The organism is Myxococcus sp. CA023, from assembly GCF_010998615.1.
Taxonomy (GTDB): Bacteria; Myxococcota; Myxococcia; order Myxococcales; family Myxococcaceae; genus Myxococcus.
Genome location: NZ_JAAEAH010000051.1, coordinates 28,984 through 48,201, shown reverse-complemented (window position 1 = coordinate 48,201; position 19,218 = coordinate 28,984). Strand labels below are relative to the sequence as shown.

10 protein-coding genes are annotated in these 19,218 nt (G+C 70.1%); 3 read left to right on the top strand and 7 right to left on the bottom strand.

Annotated elements, in window-relative coordinates; translation table 11 throughout:
* Positions 1-81: 81 nt before the first annotated feature.
* The 3 genes from F8M74_RS22335 to treZ form a co-directional block, all read right to left on the bottom strand.
* A complete protein-coding gene (locus F8M74_RS22335) occupies positions 82-1,518 on the bottom strand; it encodes a M20 family metallopeptidase (protein ID WP_171410086.1) in 1,437 nt (478 codons plus the stop codon).
* A gap of 159 nt (positions 1,519-1,677) precedes the next feature.
* The gene (locus F8M74_RS22330; RefSeq protein WP_141257279.1) at positions 1,678-3,030 is read right to left on the bottom strand and encodes a discoidin domain-containing protein; all 1,353 of its coding nucleotides are present in this window, start codon (positions 3,028-3,030) and stop codon (positions 1,678-1,680) included.
* Positions 3,031-3,336: 306 nt separating this feature from the next.
* Positions 3,337-5,202 (bottom strand): malto-oligosyltrehalose trehalohydrolase, encoded by a 1,866-nt coding sequence (gene treZ, locus F8M74_RS22325; protein WP_141257280.1) that lies wholly within the window; start codon positions 5,200-5,202, stop codon positions 3,337-3,339.
* Between the two features lie 248 nt (positions 5,203-5,450).
* On the opposite strand from treZ, the gene F8M74_RS22320 reads away from it, so the two are divergent.
* The 3 genes from F8M74_RS22320 (at position 5,451) to F8M74_RS22310 (ending at position 9,175) form a co-directional block, all read left to right on the top strand.
* Positions 5,451-6,596 (top strand): AAA family ATPase, encoded by a 1,146-nt coding sequence (locus tag F8M74_RS22320; protein ID WP_163884534.1) that lies wholly within the window; start codon positions 5,451-5,453, stop codon positions 6,594-6,596.
* Between the two features lie 108 nt (positions 6,597-6,704).
* The gene (locus F8M74_RS22315) at positions 6,705-7,085 is read left to right on the top strand and encodes a DUF5335 family protein (RefSeq protein ID WP_171410087.1); all 381 of its coding nucleotides are present in this window, start codon (positions 6,705-6,707) and stop codon (positions 7,083-7,085) included.
* 629 nt (positions 7,086-7,714) lie between these two features.
* Entirely contained in the window at positions 7,715-9,175 is a 1,461-nt protein-coding gene (locus F8M74_RS22310; protein WP_141279686.1) for a phospholipase D-like domain-containing protein, read from the top strand.
* On the opposite strand, the gene F8M74_RS22305 is transcribed toward F8M74_RS22310, so the two are convergent.
* The 4 genes from F8M74_RS22305 to F8M74_RS22285 form a co-directional block, all read right to left on the bottom strand.
* A complete protein-coding gene (locus F8M74_RS22305; RefSeq protein WP_141258945.1) occupies positions 9,172-10,566 on the bottom strand; it encodes an MBL fold metallo-hydrolase in 1,395 nt (464 codons plus the stop codon). The genes F8M74_RS22310 and F8M74_RS22305 overlap by 4 nt on opposite strands.
* Positions 10,567-10,830: 264 nt before the next feature.
* Positions 10,831-15,477 (bottom strand): DNA topoisomerase 3, encoded by a 4,647-nt coding sequence (locus tag F8M74_RS22300; protein WP_228560546.1) that lies wholly within the window; start codon positions 15,475-15,477, stop codon positions 10,831-10,833.
* 1,173 nt (positions 15,478-16,650) lie between these two features.
* The gene (locus F8M74_RS22290) at positions 16,651-17,826 is read right to left on the bottom strand and encodes an SDR family oxidoreductase (RefSeq protein ID WP_141257219.1); all 1,176 of its coding nucleotides are present in this window, start codon (positions 17,824-17,826) and stop codon (positions 16,651-16,653) included.
* Positions 17,827-17,872: 46 nt separating this feature from the next.
* Positions 17,873-19,171: an NTP/NDP exchange transporter gene (locus F8M74_RS22285; protein WP_228560661.1), complete on the bottom strand. Its 1,299-nt coding sequence runs from the start codon at positions 19,169-19,171 to the stop codon at positions 17,873-17,875.
* Positions 19,172-19,218 lie beyond the last annotated feature (47 nt).

Genomic DNA, 19,218 nt, shown 5'->3' with positions numbered 1-19,218 from the left:
GCCGCACCGTGCGCCTCACCGCCGAGGCGCTGGACGAAGCGCCCGCCCCCCAGCCTGGGAAGCGGGCCCGGCGGAAGCCGCCTACCGCTTGAAGTGGTCGGCGATGACGCTGGCCACGCAGCAGGTGAGCTTCTTGCCCGTGGGGATGTGGAGGAACTCGTTGGGACCGTGGGCGTTGCTGCCCGGGCCCAGCAGGCCGGTGATGAGGAACTGCGCCTCCGGGAAGCGCTCGCCCAGCATGCCCATGAAGGGGATGGTGCCGCCCTCGCCCATGGCCATGGCCGGCCGGCCGAAGTAGGTGGCGGACGCGGACTCCACCGCGCTCGACAGCCAGGTGGCCAGCGGCGGCGCGTCCCAGCCGGTGCTGGACTTCTCACCCTCGAACGTCACCGTCGCGCCGTACGGCGGGTCCTTCACCAGCGCCTGTGTCAGCGCCTCCATGGCCGCCTTGGGGTCCACGCGCGGCGGGATGCGCATGGACAGCTTCACCGTGGTGAAGGGCCGCAGCACGTTGCCCGCGCTGTTGAGCGCCGGCATGCCGTCCACGCCCGTCACGGACAGCGCCGGACGCCACGTCCGGTTGAGCACCAGCTCCGCGCCGTCGTCCGACACGGGGCGGATGCCGGGCACCCAGGGGAACTTGGTGAAGACCTCCTCACCCAGCACCTTGGCCGCCGCGCGGGCCTGTTCGCGCCGCGCCTCCGGAATCTGCGTGTGCAGGGCCTCCACCAGCACCTTGCCCGTGCCCTCCTCCTCCACGCGAGACAGCACCTGCCGGAGCACGCGGAAGGACGACGGGACGATTCCGCTCGCGTCCCCGGAGTGCACGCCCTCCGTGAGCACGTCCACCCGCAGGTTGCCGGCCACCATGCCGCGCAGCGACGTGGTCATCCACAGCTGCTCGTAGTTGGCGCAGCCGGAATCCAGACACACCACCAGCGACGGCTTACCGATGCGCGGCGCCAGCGCCTCGATGTAGGCCGGCAAGTCGTAGCTGCCGCTCTCCTCGCACGCCTCAATGAGCACCACGCAGCGCGCGTGCGGCAGGCCCTGCTCGCGCAGCAGGCGGATGGCGGTGAGCGACGCGAAGGCGGAGTAGCCGTCATCCGCGCCGCCGCGCCCGTAGAGCTTGTCGCCCTCGCGCACCGGCGTCCACGGCGTCAGGCCCTCGCGCCAGCCCGTCATCTCCGGCTGCTTGTCCAGGTGGCCGTACAAGAGGACGGTGTCGTCACCCTTCGTCCCGGGCACCTCCATGTAGATGACCGGCGTGCGCTCGCGGCCCTTCTCGTCCTTGAGGCGCACCACCTCCAGCACCAGGCCGGGCAGGTGCTGGGCCTGCGCGAGGCACCAGTCCGCGACGAGCTGAGCGGCGGCCTCCATGTGGCCGGAGCGGACCCAGTCCGGGTCGAAGGCGGGCGACTTGTTGGGGATACGGATGTAGCGCTCGAGCGCGGGGAGGATTTCCTGCTCCCAGATGCGGTCGGACGTGTCGGTGGCGGTCTGGACGTTCATGGCCATATCGGGCCGAATCCAGAACACGGGAGAGGGGCCCCTGTCGACCGTGGGAATCCACCAGGAGGCCGGATGGCGTTGATGGCCCCCATCGGATGCGCTGAAAACGCCCCACCCCGGCACTCCTGGGAGTACCGGGGCGGGGCGCCAACTGCCGTCAGCCGCTCACTGCTCCGCGGGGATTTCGCGCACGGACATCCACTTGAAGTCCACGTCGGTGGCGCTGTCCCAGCGGAAGACCGCGATGGGGCCGCCCCAGCTGATGGGCATGGCGTTCACCCCGCCGCCGCAGTGGCTGGCGTCGCCACCCCAGCTACCGGAGTCCACCATGTCGTAGACCTTCTTCCAGGTCTTCTTGTCGGCGTTCTCGTTGAGGTACATCTCCAGGCGCACGGCGTCCTTGCCGTTGACCTTGGTGTTGCGCATCACCGACTTGAAGCCCACCCAGCGGCCGCGGAGCGCGGACGTGCCGGACTTGTACGCCGCCTGCTCGTACGAGACGTGCCACGTCTCCTTCTGCCAGCGGACCCGGCCGTCATAGTGCAGCGAGCCCTTGTAGGCGCTGCCCTCGCAGCCCGAGTGGTTGTCGTTGTGCTTACCGCCACGCGCGTACCAGGCGAAGTTGTCCGAGACGTCGGACGTGGAGTTGACCTTGATGAAGCCCGTCATCTCCACGTTCCGCCAGTCGTTCGCCGCCTGCATGTAGCCTCGGCTGGCCAGCACGTCGCGGTCATACGTGGGAATCTTGGATGCGCTGTAGCCCGTGGACGTGAAGACGGACATGCGCACCTTGCTGTTCTTCATCTTCCAGGAGCCGTCCGAGTTGCGCGTGATGGTGTTCTGCGGGTCAAAGCGCTTGTCGGACGTCGCGTTGTCCGCCAGGAACCACTGCTCGCCGCCCGACTTGGTCGGGTAGATCATCGTCACGCCGAACTTGTCCTGCGTGGCGCCCGGGCCGGGGTCCGGATTCTCCGGGTCCGGATTCTCCGGGTCCGGATTCTCCGGCTCCGGGTCCGGGATGGTGGCGCCGGAGAGGGCCGCCATGTCCGTGATGCTGCCCCAGGTCGTCTGGGTGCTGCCGTAGAAGGTGACGCGCACGTAGCGGGCGTTCACCGTGGGGAAGGTGACGCGGTCGAAGTCAGCCGTCTTCCCGGAGGAGATGCCCACGAAGACGCGGGTGAACGTGGTCCCGTCCGTCGACGTGGCGACGTCGAAGAGGTTGATGCGCTCGTTGCCACGGAACCAGGCGATGTCCAGGCCGTTCAGCGGCTTCACCGACCCCATGTCGCCGCGAATCCACTGGCCCGCGCCCGAGGCCGACCAGCGCGTGGCCTTGTTGCCGTCCACCGCCATCGAGGGAGGGGTGGGAGCGTCATAGGAGCTGGCGGTGGCGGAGACGAAGCCTCCGGCGGCCAGCGCGGGCGTCGCGAACGCGCCGACGGCCAGCGAGAACGCGGTGACAGACGTGCGGAAGCGCTTCCATCCCCCCAGGGACGAAGTCAAGTGCTGTCGATTCAAGTGACTACCTCAAGTGAGGCCGCGAGCTTCCGCGACACATCGGAGCGGCCAAGAGCCTTTCCGGAGCGCCGCGTTCCCCCCGCGGCGCGTGGACTTCCATTTCCCGGGCCGTCCGGAAGGAGGCACCCACGCTTGCGCGCGGAGGCTTTCTCCAGGAGCGGCCAGAGGTGTTACCGACTCAACGACGGACTGCGGGCCCCAATACCCTTTGAGTCGATATGGAATTCCCACGACATTTATTGAGCATGTTTTCAGCCATGCCCGCTCGCCCTGCGGCGATACATGCAATGAAACACGGCGCGTTTCTCAGTCTTTGGCGGGAAGTCTTATCACAGCCAGAGCCGAACCATTCAACCGCACGGTGTCTTGCTTCAATGGCTGCAATTTTTCGGAACCGCCGAAGCAAGCGTCTTCAGTCCACAGCACCAGCGCCGAGCCGGCGGGCACCGGATAATCCAGCGCGCCGCGCAGGCTGAGCAACACCTGCAGGCGCTGGCCGCCCCCACGCCGTTCGAGCACCAGGGCGTCCGGCCCCAGGGCCTGGGCCGCATAGGAACCCCGTCCCGTCTCGCGCAGGGCGGGCTCCGACGCGCGCAGACGGAGCAGCTCCCGGTAGAGCGCTCGCACGCCCGCATGCCCTGGCTTCTCCGCCTCCGCCCAGTCCAGTTGGGAGCGGGTGAAGGTGTCCTCCGCTTGCGGGTCCGGCACCGCCGCGCCCGCGAAGCGCGCGAAGCCGGCGAACTCCTTTCGCCGGCCCTCCGTGACGAGCCTGCCCAGCTCCGCGTTGTGCTCGGTGAAGTAGAGGAAGCGCGTGCTGGCGTTCCACTCCTGCCCCATGAAGAGCATGGGCGTGTAGGGGGACAGCAGCAGCAGACCACTCATGGCGCGGAAGGCCGCGGGGCTCACGTCGTGCCCCAGCCGCTCGCCGAAAGCACGGTTGCCCACCTGGTCATGGTTCTGGATGCAGTGGACGAAGCGCCAGGGCTCCAGCCCATCCGCCTTCGTGCCTCGCGCATGGCCCAGGTTCTTCGACACCTGCCCTTCGTAGAACCAGCCCTGGTTCAGCGTGCGCGCCAGGTCTTCCGTGTTGCCCGTGTAGTCCTGGTAGTAGCCCTCGTTGTCCCCCGCGAAGGCGCGGCGCAGCTGGTGGTGGAAGTCATCCGCCCACACGCCGTCCAGCCCCAGGCCGCCCTCCGACGCGGGGCGCATCAGGCGCCGCTCGTTGCGCTCGTCCTCGGCGATGACATGCACCTGCCGGCCCGGCGCGCAGGCCCGCGCCCGCTCGGCGACTTCGGTGAGCAGGTGCGGCGTGCCGTCGTCGATGATGGCGTGCGCGGCGTCCAGGCGCAGGCCGTCCAGGTGGTAGTCGGCAATCCACATCTCCACGTTGGCCAGCACCTGGCTCCGCGCGTGGGCGCTGCCTTCGCCGTCGTAGTTCACCGCGTCGCCCCACGGCGTGTGGTGGCGTCCGGTGAAGTAGTGCGGCGAATACACCCGCAGGTAATTCCCATCCGGTCCGAAGTGGTTGTAGACGGCGTCCATCAGCACCGCGAGCCCGTGCGCGTGCGCGGCGTCCACCAACCGGCGCAGCCCCTCCGGGCCGCCGTAGGCCCACTGGGGCGCGAACAGATTCACGCCGTCGTAGCCCCAGTTGCGGCGTCCCGGGAAGGACGCCACCGGCATCAGCTCCAGCGCGGTGATGCCCAGCTCCTTGAGGCCGGCCAGACGCGGGATGAGCGACTCGAAGGTGCCTTCGGGCGTGGCCGTGCCCACGTGCACCTCGTAGATGACCAGCGCCTGCGGCGCCACGCCCTTCCAGCCCGCGTCCGTCCAGGCGAAGTCGGACACCACCACTTCGGACGGCCCATGCACGCCCTGGGGCTGCGAACGCGACCACGGGTCCGGGAAGGGGCCTTCGCCGTCCACGCGCAGCTTGTAGCGAAGCCCCGCGCCCTGCCCTTCCAGCACCGCGCCGAAGCAATCGCCGGGCTCCGGCGTCATCGGCAAGACGCGGCCGGGATTGCCCTGCGCGTCGTGCAGCACCACCTCCACGCGCTGGTGGCCGGGCGCCCAGACACGCCACCGCACCCGCCCGTCCGCCTCCACCCACGCCCCCACGAGAGGGGCCTTCGACCGCGCTGCCCGAGACTCATCCGCTGGACCCATGGGCATGTCCCTGTAATGCGTCACCCCTGCCCTTGAGGAGCACTCCGTGTGGCCGGACGCGCCCGCCGCGCGGCGGATGTTCACGGGTAGGCATGGCACCCGGAAGGAATGGGAACCGGCCGACGATGTTCGTGACGCCACCCCGGGCTGGAAGACGGCCGTAAGCAGGCGCGCGGCCCGCCTTGTCGGCCCCGCGCCCCGCCAGGATGATGCGCCCGCCTGCGGCCACCCGCCCCTGATTGGAGTCCCCTGGAATGAGCATCACCCACCCTGGCCTGGAGCCGCTGCCCGAATCGCCTGACGCGGACGTGCGCGCGCGCGTCGCCGCCATCGAGGTCCTCTCTCCCCGCGAAATCGACGAGCGGTTGTCGGACCTGGGCTACCGGGGGCAGACGGAGGCGCGCCGCGCGGCATCCGTGCTGGCGTACCGGCACCTGCGCCGCATCCGTCACCTGTTCCTGGAGGGGCTCGCCCCCGAACCGGGCATGCGGGAGAACTGCCTCTTCCTGGGGCCCACCGGCTCGGGGAAGACGTTCCTCGTGGAGCTGCTGTTCCGCGAAATCCTCGCCGTGCCCACCGTGCTGGCGGACGCCACGCAGTTCTCCGAAACGGGCTACGTGGGCGACGACGTGAGCACGCTGCTGTCGCGCCTGTACGAAGCCGCGGACCGGGACGCGGCCTGGGCCGGCTGCGGCGTGGTGTGCATGGACGAGTTCGACAAGCTCGCCACCAGCCGCTCCGACAGTCGCTTCGCCGGCCAGCAGACCACGAAGGACGTCAGCGGCTTCGGCGTGCAGCGCAGCCTGCTGCACATGCTGTCCGCCCCCAGCGCGGACTTCCCGCCCGACTTCGGCTTCACCAGCCGCCAGCGGCCCGACACCATGGAGCTGGCCTGCGTCACCTTCATCGCGTGCGGCGCCTTCAGTGGCCTGGGTGCCACCGCGGAGGGGCTGGCCCGGAGCGAACACCTGGGCTTCGGCCGCGAACCGCTCCCGGCGCGGGCGGAGAGCATCGCCACGCGAGTGACGGAGGAGCAGTTGGAACAGACCACCGCCTTCGCGCGCTACGGCTTCATCCCGGAGCTCATTGGCCGCTTCAACCGGCTGGTCTCCTTCTCGCCCCTGGACGCGGGCACCCTGGGCGACATCCTCCAGCACAACGTGCTGCGTGCCTACGAGCGCGAGTTCGAGCAGGAAGGGCTGCGCCTGCAGGTGGACACCGAGGTGCGGGAGTTCGTGGTCGCCCGCGCGCTCAAGCGGGAGACGGGCGCGCGAGGGCTGCGCACCACGCTCGCCCCCTTGTTGGAGCGGGCCGCCTACGAGCACTTTGGCCACCCGGGCAACGACGGCACGCTCCGGCTGACGTTGGAGGCCGGCGAGGTCCAGGCGCGGCGGGTGTAGCCGCGCGCCTTCCGGCCAGCCGAGGTGCCAGGGAAGCAGGCCCGTTCCACACCCCGTACGCACAAGCCTTACGGTTTTGCTGAGCAACGGAATCCGGAGGGCAGACACATGCATCACACTCGGGAGATACCCAGGGAAGGCTGGGGGGACTACCTCGCCTTGTTGAGCAACCTGGAGCGCGACCACTGGGTGCGCATCGAGACGGAGAGCACCGACTTCGGCGACCAGCCGCTCGCCGGCAGGCTGCCGCTGGTGGAGATTGCCCTCGAGTCGAAGGGGAGCGACCAGGGCTCCGTGGAAATCATCGTGGGCCGGCCGGGCGGAGAGGTCACCCACCGCATCCTCAAGCCCGACCACATCTACGCGGACGAGAGCGAGAGCGGCGAGCTGGAGTGCCTGGACATCGAGGACGCGGACCACGTGAAGACGCTCATCTTCTTCGAGTCGCAACGCGCGGGCGACGAGATGGGCATCGGCGCGCCGTCCTGACGACGGGCCCCAGGCGAACACGATGAGGCCGGAAGGCGCCCGCCCGAGCAAAGGGTGCCCTCCAGCCAGCGCGCCCTCCTGACCGGGCCTCACGGCGCGGCCAGGGCGGCGGTCCTGCATCGCGGGACTGCGGGTACAGCGCGCGAGCGCCCTGCTTGTCCAGGGTGGCCAGGGACTGGCCGCCCGAGTTCACCGGACGCACGTCGAAGAGCACGTTGTTGTTCGAAGCGGCGCAGGACCCGTCCTGCGCGGTCACGTGGGTGAAGTTGACGTTCGCGGTGGCCTCCCAGGCCGCCGTGGCTGGTGCCCGTCTCCGCCGCGACGTGGCTGTCGAGGCAGTCGCATCCAAGCCAGACAGTGCTGTCTGTTTATCGGTCACCTGCCTCGTGGGTCAGGTCCGCTGCGCCCGGGGAGAAACCACCCGTTGCAAAGCGCCAGACATTGGCAAGATGCATTCCCAGACAGCCTGCGTCACCCCTCTCACCGCAGCAGGGCCGGATTCAATCAGCCAGCGCCGGCACACGGGGGATGACGGCCGCGGGGGGTTGATTCCCGACGCCCGGAGGCGCTGAGGACTGCGCGATCCATGCGGGCGTGATAGGCGGAACAGGAGGACCCCGCCGTTCGCTATGCACCTGTTCGACATCCCCGCGTGGTTGGAGGTGGCCTGGCCCCACGTGGTGGCGGCGCTGACCGTGCTCATCAGCGTGGTGGCCAGCGCCCATGCGGTGCTGCACAAGCGGGACGTGCGCGCCGCGGTGGGGTGGGTGGGGCTGGCGTGGCTGGTGCCGGTGCTGGGCGGAGTGCTGTACGTCCTGCTGGGCATCAACCGCATCCGGCGCCGGGCACGGTCTTTGATGCTGAAACAAGAGCACGGCCGCTTTCCGCCGCTGTTCCAGGTGGCTCCCATGAAGGCGGAGATGGTGAGCGGCCCCCACCCCGAGGCCGCCCCCCTGGCACCCCTGGTGCGGCTGGGGGACGCGGTGGTGGGACGGCCGCTGCTGCCGGGCAACCGCTTCACCGTGCTGGAGTCCCGCCGGGACGCCTACCCCGCCATGCTGGAGGCGATTGACGCGGCGCGCACGACGCTGTCGCTGTGCAGCTACATCTTCGACAATGACGTGGCGGGCCGGCGCTTCGTGGAGGCGCTGAGCGCGGCGGTGAAGCGGGGCGTGGAGGTGCGGGTGCTGGTGGACGCGGTGGGCTCGCGCTACACGTGGCCGCCCATCCTGGGCCGGCTGCGGCGAGCCGGCGTCCGCACCGCGCGCTTCCTGCCGTCGCTGATGCCCTACCGGCTGCCCTTCGCCAACCTGCGCAACCACCGCAAGCTGATGGTGGTGGACGGGCGCGTGGGCTTCACGGGTGGCATGAACATCCGCAAGGCCTTCTGGCCCGGCGAACATGCCGCCGTGGACCTGCACTTCCGCGTCGAAGGACCGCTGGTGGGGCAACTCCAGGAGACCTTCGCGGAGGACTGGGCCTTCACCACGCGCGAGCGGCTGACAGGTGAGGCCTGGTTCCCGCCGCTCGCCGAAGCGGGCACCGTGCTCGCGCGGGGCATCGCGGACGGCCCGGACGAGGACTTCGAGACGCTGCGCACGGTGCTGCTGGGGGCCCTGGCCACGGCGCGGACGTCGGTACGCATCGTCACGCCCTACTTCCTCCCGGATACGGCGCTCATCACCGCGCTGAGCGTGGCGGCGCTGCGCGGCGTCCAGGTGGACATCCTCCTTCCCGAGAAGGGCAATCTTCCGCTGGTGCAGTGGGCCACCTGGGCGCAGCTGTGGCAGGTGCTGCGGCCGGGCTGCCGCATCTTCCTCACCGCCCCGCCCTTCGACCACACGAAGCTGATGGTGGTGGATGGCGTGTGGTCGCTCATCGGCTCGGCCAACTGGGACCCGCGCTCGCTGCGGCTCAACTTCGAGTTCAACGTGGAGTGCTACGACGCCGCGTTGGCCACGCAACTGGAGGGCGTGGTGGCCGCGCGGCTGCGCAACGCACGGCCCCTCACGTTGGAGCAGGTGGACGCGCGCGCCCTGCCCATCCGCCTGCGGGATGGGCTGGCGCGGCTGCTGTCGCCGTACCTCTAGAGCAGGGCGCGCCGGACCCGCCAGAAGGTCTCCTTTGCGGCACGGTAGCCCCGCGAGTCCTGGGGCAGCAGCATGCGCAGCAGCTCCGCGGACTGCGTTTGCAGGGGCCGCACGCAATGCGTCTCCACCTTGGCTCGCAGGAAGCCCAGCGGGTCGCGCTTGCGGTAGTCCGCGAAATAGGTCCGCAGCTCGTTGCGCGTGCGCGCCTGCCCGTTGTCCGCGTACTTGGCCACATAGGGACTGAAGTCCGGGTAGAGCCGCCCCGCGCCGAAGTCGCCGTGCAGCGTCGTCTTCATGAAGTTGCCGATGAGCAGGTCGTCGAAGACCTGGTAGCGCACGGCCGACATCAGCGAGCCGCGTGGCACCTCGAAGGTGATGCCCCGGCGGAAGCGGCGCTTCTGGAATTCGATGACGTGCTCCCGGCCTCCCACGCGGAAGCGAAGGAAGTCGAGCGTGCGCCCCAGGTGCTCCACGCCGAGGAAGTAGGTGGTGAGCGCCGTCACCTCGTCCGTTTCCAGTGAATCGCTCCAGTCGTCGCCGAAGGCCTTGGGGTCCACCGGGCGCAGGACGCGCTCCGGGGGCTGGATGCGCTCCGTCTGACCGCGGATGAAGTCGTGGCGGATGAACGCGGGCAGCAGCGAGCAGGTGCGCGACTCGAAGCCCCGGCCGTAGTCCTCCAGCCGGGTGGTGTACTCGGAGGCCCAGACGCTGTCGGCCCGCTGGTACTTGTGCATGGAGCTGAAGGGGACGAAGTAGCGCACCCCATAGAACTCCGCCTGCCGGGCAATGGTCCGTCCCACGGGCGTCTTCGCCGCGGCATGGGGCGCGATGCGCTGCCCGTCCTCGGTGAAGAAGTTGATCATGTCCGCGTCGCCGTACCCGGACAGGGCCAGGAGATACGACTCCTGATACCCGCTGACCACCTTGCGCACGAAGTGGCCGGCCCCGCGGTCCCCAGCGTCGTTGAGGTTGACCAGCAGCCGCCCGTCCATGTCCACCAGCAGGACGGCGTCCTGGTTCACGTCCGGCAGGCACATGACGCGGATGCGCGGTGACAGCTGCGTCCACACCCGGTCCGCCAGCACGTGCACCTTGAAGCCCTGCCCGCGCAGGTCATCGCGCATGCGGTTGCCGAAATGGTTGGGCACCAGCAGCGTGCGCGAGCGCAGCGCGTCCAGCGATTCCATGCTCAGGTGGTCCGGGTGGCCATGAGACAGCCACACGTAGGGACAGGCCTGGATGGCCTCGCGCTGCGCCGCCGGAATCTCATGCGACAGCGTCCAACTCCCGAAGTACGCGCTGCCGTCCGTCCACGGGTCGGTCACCAGCACCGGACCGTGGTCGTGGCAGATGAGCGTGGCGTTTCCAATCGTCTCGAAGCCCAGTTCCATCGCGTGCCCCCTTCGCCCTGCGTCCGCGCACAAGTCGGCTCGTTTTGGCCGGACCAACGTGACGATGGGCGGACGCCGCCTGCACTGCCCGGCAGCACGGTGAAGATGATTCGCTGCCTGGACGCACGCTGCCCGTTCCTGCGGGCGTGGAGACGCGGCCCCTTGTGCCCCGCCCCCGGACTTGCGCTGGAATCTCCGTGGCGCGCGGAGGGAAGCGCCCTTCCCTTCGTGGGAAAGACACCTCCTTCCCCGCGGCTTCCGGGCTCAGCTCCTGCGCGCCACGAGGGAAAGAATCTGCGCGCCGTAGCGCTCCGTGAGGGAGGGCCCCACCCCGTGGATGGCCATCAACTCCGAGCCATTCTCCGGACAAGCCGACGCGATGGCCTCCAGCACCCGGTCCGTGAGGATGCGGAAGGCGGGCACGCGCCGCTTGCGCGCCTCCGCGAGCCGCCAGGCCTTCAAGGCCTCGACCATCTTCGGAGAAGGCTCGGCCGCGGCACGGCGGCCCCGGCCCGACGCGGAGGCACTCGGAGCCCCCGTGCTCCGGGACGCACGCGGCGCCCCAGCGGTGCTCTTCGAGGGAGCGTTCGCGCGCCAATGCGTCGACGGGTCTTCCTCATGGGATTCGGATGCCGTGCGCCGCGTCGCGGCCCCGGCCTTCGCGCCGACCGTGCGTTTCTTGGCCGAGGACCGCTTCGCGGTGCCCTTCTCCGCGCCCTTGCCCCGCTTGCGCTTCGCGGCCTTCTCCAAGGGCAATGGCAGGACCACCTGCTGGGGGTCCACCGCGCGCGTGCGCCGGCCCTCGTCCGTCAGCGCCAGACGTTGGAACGAGATGACCTGCCCGTCCTTGTCGAACGAGTCCACCTCCAAGCGCGTCAGCCCCGCGCGGACCAGTCCGCCCACCAGTCGCTCGAAGTCGCGCCGAGGCAGGGACTCCCCGAACAACTCGCGGTGGAGCCGTCCGGTGGCCTGTCCGTCCCGCTCCTGGAGCGACTCCAGGATGCGCTCCAGCCAGTGCCGCTCCGCGGAGGTCGGCTCGGCGAAGCGCAGCGTGGCGCAGGCCTCTGGCGCGCAGACGTCGCACAGGCCGCACGGCTCACCCGAATCCTGGGTGTCACCGAAGTGCCCCACGAGCTGCTTCATGCGGCAGCCATGGGCCTCCGCGTAGCGCCCCATCTGCTCCAGGTGCAGCAGTTTGCGATCGCGCTGGGCCGAGTACGACGCGGACCAGCCCGGCTTCCCGCGCATCACCGTCTCGTCAGGCGTCATGACGACGCCGCCGTGAATCCAAAGCTGCTCCAGTGCCTTGTCGAAGACCTCGGGGTCTCCTCGCACGCGGCCCTGGAGCACGGCCTTGGGCTCGAGTTGCGGCACCGTGGACTTGAACAGCCGCTCCAGCACGTACGCCTCCGGGTAGTCGCGCCGGTGGAAGAACTCGTGCGTGCGCCGGTCGATGTACGAATGCAGCAGCACCGCGCGCGACGGCTTTCCATCGCGGCCCGCGCGGCCCAGCTCCTGGTAGTAGCCCTCCAGGCTGGCGGGGAGCGCCGCGTGGATGACGGTGCGCACGTCCGCCTTGTCGATGCCCATGCCGAACGCCGTGGTGGCCACGATGACCTCCAGCGAGCCCCGGAGGAACTCGGCCTGCACCCGGTCTCGCTCCGAAGGCTGGAGCCCCGCGTGATAGGCGGCCGCGGGGAAGTCGCCCGCGAGCTGGTCCGCGAGCTGCTCGGCGTGCTTGCGCGTGGCCGCGTAGACAATCGCGGGCCGGTTCTCCTCGTCCTGGAGCAGGCCCTGGATGGCGTCGCCGCGCGCACCGGGGTTCAGCTCCCGCACCTCGATGGCGATGTTGGTGCGGCGGAAACCGTGAATGAAGGTGCGCGCCTTGCCCCCGGGGCCTTGCAGGCCGAGCTGCTGGACGATGTCCCGCTGCACGTCCGGCGTGGCGGTGGCGGTGAGGGCCACCACGGGAGCGGGGCGCAGCAGAGGCAGGCGCGCGCCCAGGAGCCGGTAGTCCGGGCGGAAGTCGTGTCCCCACTGGGAGATGCAGTGGGCCTCGTCCACCGCGATGAGCGCGGGCGTGCGGCGCGCCAGGAACTCCACGAAGCCCGGGACGCCGAGCCGCTCGGGCGCGATGAACAGGAAGTCGAGCCGGTCCTCCAGGTAGTCCGCGCACACCTGCCGCGACATGGCCCGGTCTCTTCCGGAGTGGATGCGGTCCGCCGCGAAGCCGAGCGACTGAAGCCGCGCCACCTGGTCCTCCATCAGCGCGATGAGCGGACTCACCACCAGCGTGGTGCCCGCACGCGCCAGACCCGGCAACTGGTAGCAGAGCGACTTGCCCGCGCCCGTGGGCATCACGAGCAGCAGGTCCTCTCCCGCCGTGGCCGCGCGGCACACGGCCTCCTGATACGGCCGGAAGTCCGAGAAGCCGAACGCCTCCTTCAGCAGCGGACGCAGCGCCTCGGGCGCCGTCGGTGCGCGCCGCACGCGCTCCGGCCGCTGCCCGGTGGACGCGGCAGACGCCGTGGTCCTCGCACGGTTCACTGGAGCGCGAGCGGCGCCCGTGTTCTCCCAGGCCCCGGCGTTCCAGCCCGCGCCATCCGCCCGCGGAAGACGTGAGGCCGCTCCTCCGCCCGGTGACATGGTGGAGGACAGCGGCTCGCCCTGAGGCTCCGAGCGACCGACGGCGCCCGAGGTCCTGCTCCGCCGCGTCCCGAAGAGCGGCTCCGAAGCCTCCGAGAACGCGCCCTGGCGTCCCTGTCCCGACACACCCGACGCAGCATCCTCGAAGCGCTCGACAGCGGATTCCGCGAACGCACCCTGCCCGACAGGGCCACGCGCTTCCGCGCCAGGTAGCGCTCCGAATACCTCATTGCGCGGAGGCCGTTGCGGCGCGGTGGCGCCATGGCCCACCACCTCGATGACATACGCCTCGATGCCGCGAATGAACTCATCGAGCTGGCCTTCGCCGCGCTCGATGCGCTGGAGCCACGCTTCCCACTGGCCCGTCATGGCCGGCGTCTTCACATCCGGGTGCACCACCTGGATGAGATGGATGCCCTTCTCCGTGGCCTCCATCACCTTGCCCCGGCGGCGCAGGTACTCGCGGTCCAGCAGCACCTCGATGATGGCCGCGCGGGTGGCGGGAGTCCCCAGGCCCGTCTCGCGCATCGCGTCCGCGAGCTCCTTCTCATCCAGCGCCCGCCCCGCCGACTCCATGGCCGTCAGCAGCGTCGCATCCGTGAAGCGCGGAGGCGGACGCGTGCGCTTCTTCACCGCCTCCACGTCCTCCACGGACTGCGGCTGCGCGCGCGCCAACCCCGACGGCAGCGCCTGGGGCTCGTCATCCGGCTCCTGCTCCGCGTCCTCACCCTTGCGCCCCTCCGACTTCAGCCGCGGCGCCTTCTGTCCGCCGCCAATGTCCAGCACCTTCCAGCCCACCCGCTCCACCTGGGTGCCCGTGCTCTGGAAGCGGTCAACCACAGGCGGCGCCCCTCCCGACGTCACCGCGGTGATGACCGTGGTGACCCGCCAGACGTGGTCCTCGTGCCACGCCTGGAGCAGACGCCGGCACACCAGGTCATAGACGCGCTGCTCGTCCGGAGACAGCCGCACCCCGCCCGGCGCCGTGGGCGTGGGGATGATGGCGTGGTGGTCCGTCACCTTCGCGTCATCCACATAGCGCTTGCCCAGCGCCCGAGTCCCCGTGCCGACGGCCAGGTCCTCCTCGTAGGGCGCGCGAATGGCGTTCACCACCTCCGGCAGCGTGTCCGCCACGGTGCGCGACAGGTGCCGGCTGGCGGTGCGCGGATAGCTCAACAGCTTGTGCTTTTCGTAGAGCGCCTGCGCCACCTCCAGCGTGCGTTGCGCGCTGAAGCCATGGAGCCGGTTGGCGTGCCGCTGCAGCTCCGTCAAGTCGTAGAGGAGCGGAGGCGCCATCTTCTTCTCCTCCGCCTCCAGCGATTCGATGATGGCCCGCCCGGCGCGCACCCGGTCGATGATGGCCTGCGCCTCCACGCCGTTCGCATCCAGCCGCCGCGCCTCGCGCACGCCCTCGAAGCCCGGGGGCGCCACGGGCTTGCCATCCGGCCCCGAGCGGAACCACGTGCCCTTGTACAGCGCGTCCGGCGGAACCCCCTTCGCCCTGGGCGCGAAGGTGGCCACGAGCTCCAGGTAGTCACGCGGCACGAAGTCGCGGATGGCCAACTCGCGCTCCACCACCATGGCCAGCGTGGGCGTCTGCACCCGGCCCACGCTCAGCATCTCTCCATGGCCCCCGTGCGCCAGCGTGTACAGGCGCGACAGGTTCATCCCCACCAGCCAGTCCGCCCGGCTGCGCCCCATGGCCGCGGAGGCCAGCGCTTCGTATTCACGGCCGTCCGCGAGCCGACGGAAGCCGTCCTGGATGGCCCGCTCCGTCAGCGACGACACCCACAGCCGCTGTACCGGCTTGCGGCACTTCGCCGCGTCGTAGATGTACCGGAAGATGAGCTCGCCCTCGCGCCCCGCGTCCGTGGCGCACACCACCGAGGACACCTCCGGCGCGTTGAGCACCTGCTTCACCACCTCGAACTGGCTGCGCGTCTCCTTGGAGACGACCAGCGGCCAGTCCGCCGGGAGCATGGGCAGCAGCGCGCGGCTCCACTTCTTCCAGTCCGCGCGAATCTCATGGGGCTGCGCCAGGCCCACCAGGTGCCCGATGGCCCACGTCACCACGTAGCCATTGCCGCGCAGCCAGCCCTCACCGCGTTCGTTCGCCCCCAGCACCCGCGCGATGTCGCGCGCCACCGAGGGCTTCTCCGCGAGCACGGCCAGCAGGGAGGAGCGACTGGAGGACCCCTTCGCACCGCCGTCCCTGCCTCCGCGCCTGTCCTCCCGGGGCGTCTCGCCCATCTCTTCCCACCTCATGTGCCCTGTCCCCTCCCGCCCGCCACACCACCCACCAGGGAGGGAGCCTGGAGGCGCAGTGTGAGCCACTCCCCTATCGTGTCAGGCTGACATCTCCGAGTCCCGCCTCGCCCTACCCGTGGCGCCTGCTCGCCCCACGTCCCACCCGCCACCTTCCAGGTCTCTGAGAAGATGCGGAAAATCCACCGCGCCAACACCCACTGAAACACGCCAGACACGCTGGCGCGCTCGCGCAAGCAATTGGCGCGGAGGCGGAAAACTCCATCCTGGGTCTGAGCCAGTATGCCCTTGTCGCCAGTCACTTCGGCGGACCGAACGGGGGGAAGACGCATGTCGCACGTCGCGTATGGACCGGGCCGGGGGGCATCTGGGGGAAACACGAGGCTCGGTGCAGTGTCGCACGGCGACAAGGGAAGCAGGGCCACGGCTCAACGGCCGAGGCGCTTTTCCCGGGGGGAGTGGCTCGAAGCCACTGGGGGGGCTTTGGAGGGCATCGTCATTCCGGAGCTGGCCACCTTCGCGGGGGCGAAGCGGGCGCAGCTTGCGGTCCTGGCGAATTCAGCCGTGACGGCAGCCATCCAAATCCAGTCGAGGGACGTAACGCGGGTGGCGTCCATGCGCCCGCAGACGTTCGGACGCGCTCAGACACAGGCACGGCTGCGGGCTCTCTCACGACCCGCGGTGCCCTGGGACGCAGCAGGACAGGTGAAGGGGGGGCCTCGGCTCCCCCGAGTGACGGTGCTGGGGGCACCGGGCACGCGCACCTGAAGGGGCCGTAAGCGGTGCAGGGGGAAGGTGTCACACGCAGCTTCGCTGGAGGGGTCCAAGGCCCTCCGGACACACACCAAGGGCGGGTAGGAAGACGGCGCCGCGGGGGCGGCAAAGTCTGTGGAAGGGGGACCCGGGGTCACGCTCGCCAGAGGGGGAGGGCGAACCCGATAGATGGGTCGAAATCCGAGGGATGCTCCGAGTCCATCGGGGCATCCCTCGTTGCTTTGCGGGGCACCCGGCCCGTGTGTTCACTCCACGAGCAGCGCCGCCGAGCGGGGCTTGCAGTCCGCGTCGCGCCACTTGAAGCGGTCGGTGCGGAAGCCTTCCAGATGCAAGGACGGGCAGTGCGAGGAGGCGCTTCACCTGCTCCCCATCCGCCCGTCCCCGCGCTCGAAGGCCCGCTCAGCCCGCGTTGGCGGTGCCGCGCGCCTGGTGCCACGCGGCCAGCACTTCCTTCTCGCGCTCGGCGGACAGGCCGGAGCGCGGCTTCGCCTGACGCGCGGGAGGCAGCGTCTTGAACCAGGCCACCGTTTCGCGAATCGTCTCCGTGGCCGGGCGGAACGTGATGCCCGCCGCCAGCGCCTTGGCGATGCTCACCTTGCCGATGCCGCCCTCTTCCCCGTTGCGCGGCACCCAGGCGGGCATGTCCGACCACGCCTCCACCTTGTGCTTCGTAAGGAAGTCGGTGTCCACCCACGTGAAGCGCGCGTCGCTGCCCAGGGCCGTCTTGTTCGCCTCCAGGAAGTCCCGCATCAGCAGGTCCTGGCTGGGGCCCGTGGCGTTGAAGATGCCGGTGAGGCGGCGCTCCACGGAGCGGATGATGAACGCCGCCAGGTCCCGCGCGTCGATGAACTGCAACGGGTCCACGCCGTCGCCGGGCGCCAGCACCTCGCCGCCGCGGGCCACGCGCAGGGGCCAGTAGGTGAAGCGGTCGGACGGGTCATCCGGCCCGACAATGAGGCCCGGCCGCACGTTGAGGACGCGCCCCGGCAGGGCGGCCTCGGCGGCCTGCTCGCACAGCGCCTTCAACGCGCCGTAGTGCTTCTCCACCTCTTCCGTCGTCGCGTCCTCCACCGTGGCGACGGCGGACGTCTCGTCGAGCCCCTGCCGCGATAGCTCCTTGTAGACGGAGATGGAGGACACGAAGGTGTAGTGCTGGACGTGAGGGGCCAGCAGCTCCGCGGAGGCGCGCACGACGCGCGGCACATAGCCGGAGGTGTCCACCACCGCGTCCCACTTGCGGCCCTCCAGCGCCTTCAGGCCCTCGCCCTTGTTCGGGTCGCGGTCGCCCGCGAGCTTCTCCACGTCCGGGAAGAGGCCCGGGTTCGTCCTCCCCCGGTTGAAGAGCGTGACGGTGTGGCCGCGCGAGCGCGCGAACTCCACCAGCGCCGGCCCCAGGAACGCGGTGCCGCCCAGGATGAGGATGCGCAGCGGCGCGGCGGGCGCGGAGGACTGCTCCCCCTGCCCCTGGGTGGAAGACGCGGCGGTGCCGGACGCGCCCGTGGTGGCGCACCCCATGGCCAAGAGCGAGCCGGCCGCGACCGCTCCCTGAATCACACTCCTGCGAGACAGCGTCATGCGGGATTCCTCCTGCGTGTGTGGACTGACTGCGTGTGGATGACCGCTAGCGGGCCGCGGCCTCTTCGGACACCGGCGCCTCGGGCGCGGCGGCCGGCACCACTTCCGCCTGACTCCGCTGGTGGCGCGCGAGGTACAGCGACACGCCCAGCCACAGCCCGGCCAGGGGCACCGCCGCCAGCGACAGGCCCGTCATGCCCAGGCCCAGCTTCGTGAGGCCCCCCTGGAGCCAGGCGCTCACCGTGTCGCTGCCGCGGTACACCACCGTGTCGATGAAGCTCTTCGACTTGTAGCGCGCCTCGCGGTCCACGGTGGTGAAGAGGACCTCGCGCGAGGGCCGCTCCAGCGCGTAGTGGCTGGCGCCGCGCACCGCCTTGAACAGGATGAGCACGGTCAGCACCGGCATGGCGGCCAGCCCCAGGAAGCCCAGGCCCGTCACCACCGGCGCCACGGCGAGCCCCGCCCCCAGCCCCAGCCAGGAGATGACGCGCCCCGTGACGAGCGTCTGCAACCCCAGCGTGGCCAGCTGCACGTAGAAGTCGATGTCCCCGAAGAGGGCGGTGCGGCTGGCCGCGTCGTTGCCAAGCGCGGCGACGAGCCGCACCTCCTGGAAGTAGAGGAACGTGGAGGTCGCCGCGTAGAGCAGCACCTGGAGCCCCAGCGCCAGCAGGAATGGCGACGTCACGATGAGCCGCAACCCCGCGAGCACGCCGCCGCCCACCGGGCCCTGCGCCGCCGCGGGCTGCTGCTGGACGTCCTGGGCCCAGCCGCTCAGCCGGCGCACACACTGCGCGCTCACCTCCAGCAGCACCACCGAGATGAGGATGAGATTCACCGGGCCTACCGGCTCGGCGAGCCGCCCCACCAGGAAGGGCCCCACCAGCATGCCCGTGGTGCCACCCGCGGCGATGAAGCCGAAGAGCCGCTTGCTCTGTCCGCTGGCGAAGACGTCCGCCATGAAGCTCCAGAAGATGGAGACGACGAACAGGTTGTAGACGCTCAACCAGACATAGAAGACGCGCGCCACCGTCTCCCGCGCCACCCCGAGCTTCAAGAGCACGAAGAAGCCCAGCAGGTTGAGCAGGAAGAAGCGGTAGATGCGAGGAATCACCACCCGCCGGGGCCAACGCGACACCAGGGCGGAAAAGGCAGGCACCGCCGCGAGCATCACCAGGAAGGTGGCGGTGAAGAGCCAGTCCAAGCCCTTCACGCTGCCCGCAGTGCCCATCTCGTTGCGGATGGGCCGGAGGATGGCATAGCCACACATCAGCGTGAAGAAATACAGGAACGACCAGCGGACGGCGCCGACTTCCTCGTCCCGAACGTCCACGAATCGCCTGAGCATGGAAGAATTCACGTAAGCGGCCCAACGAGGCCCCGGGCAACGTATTC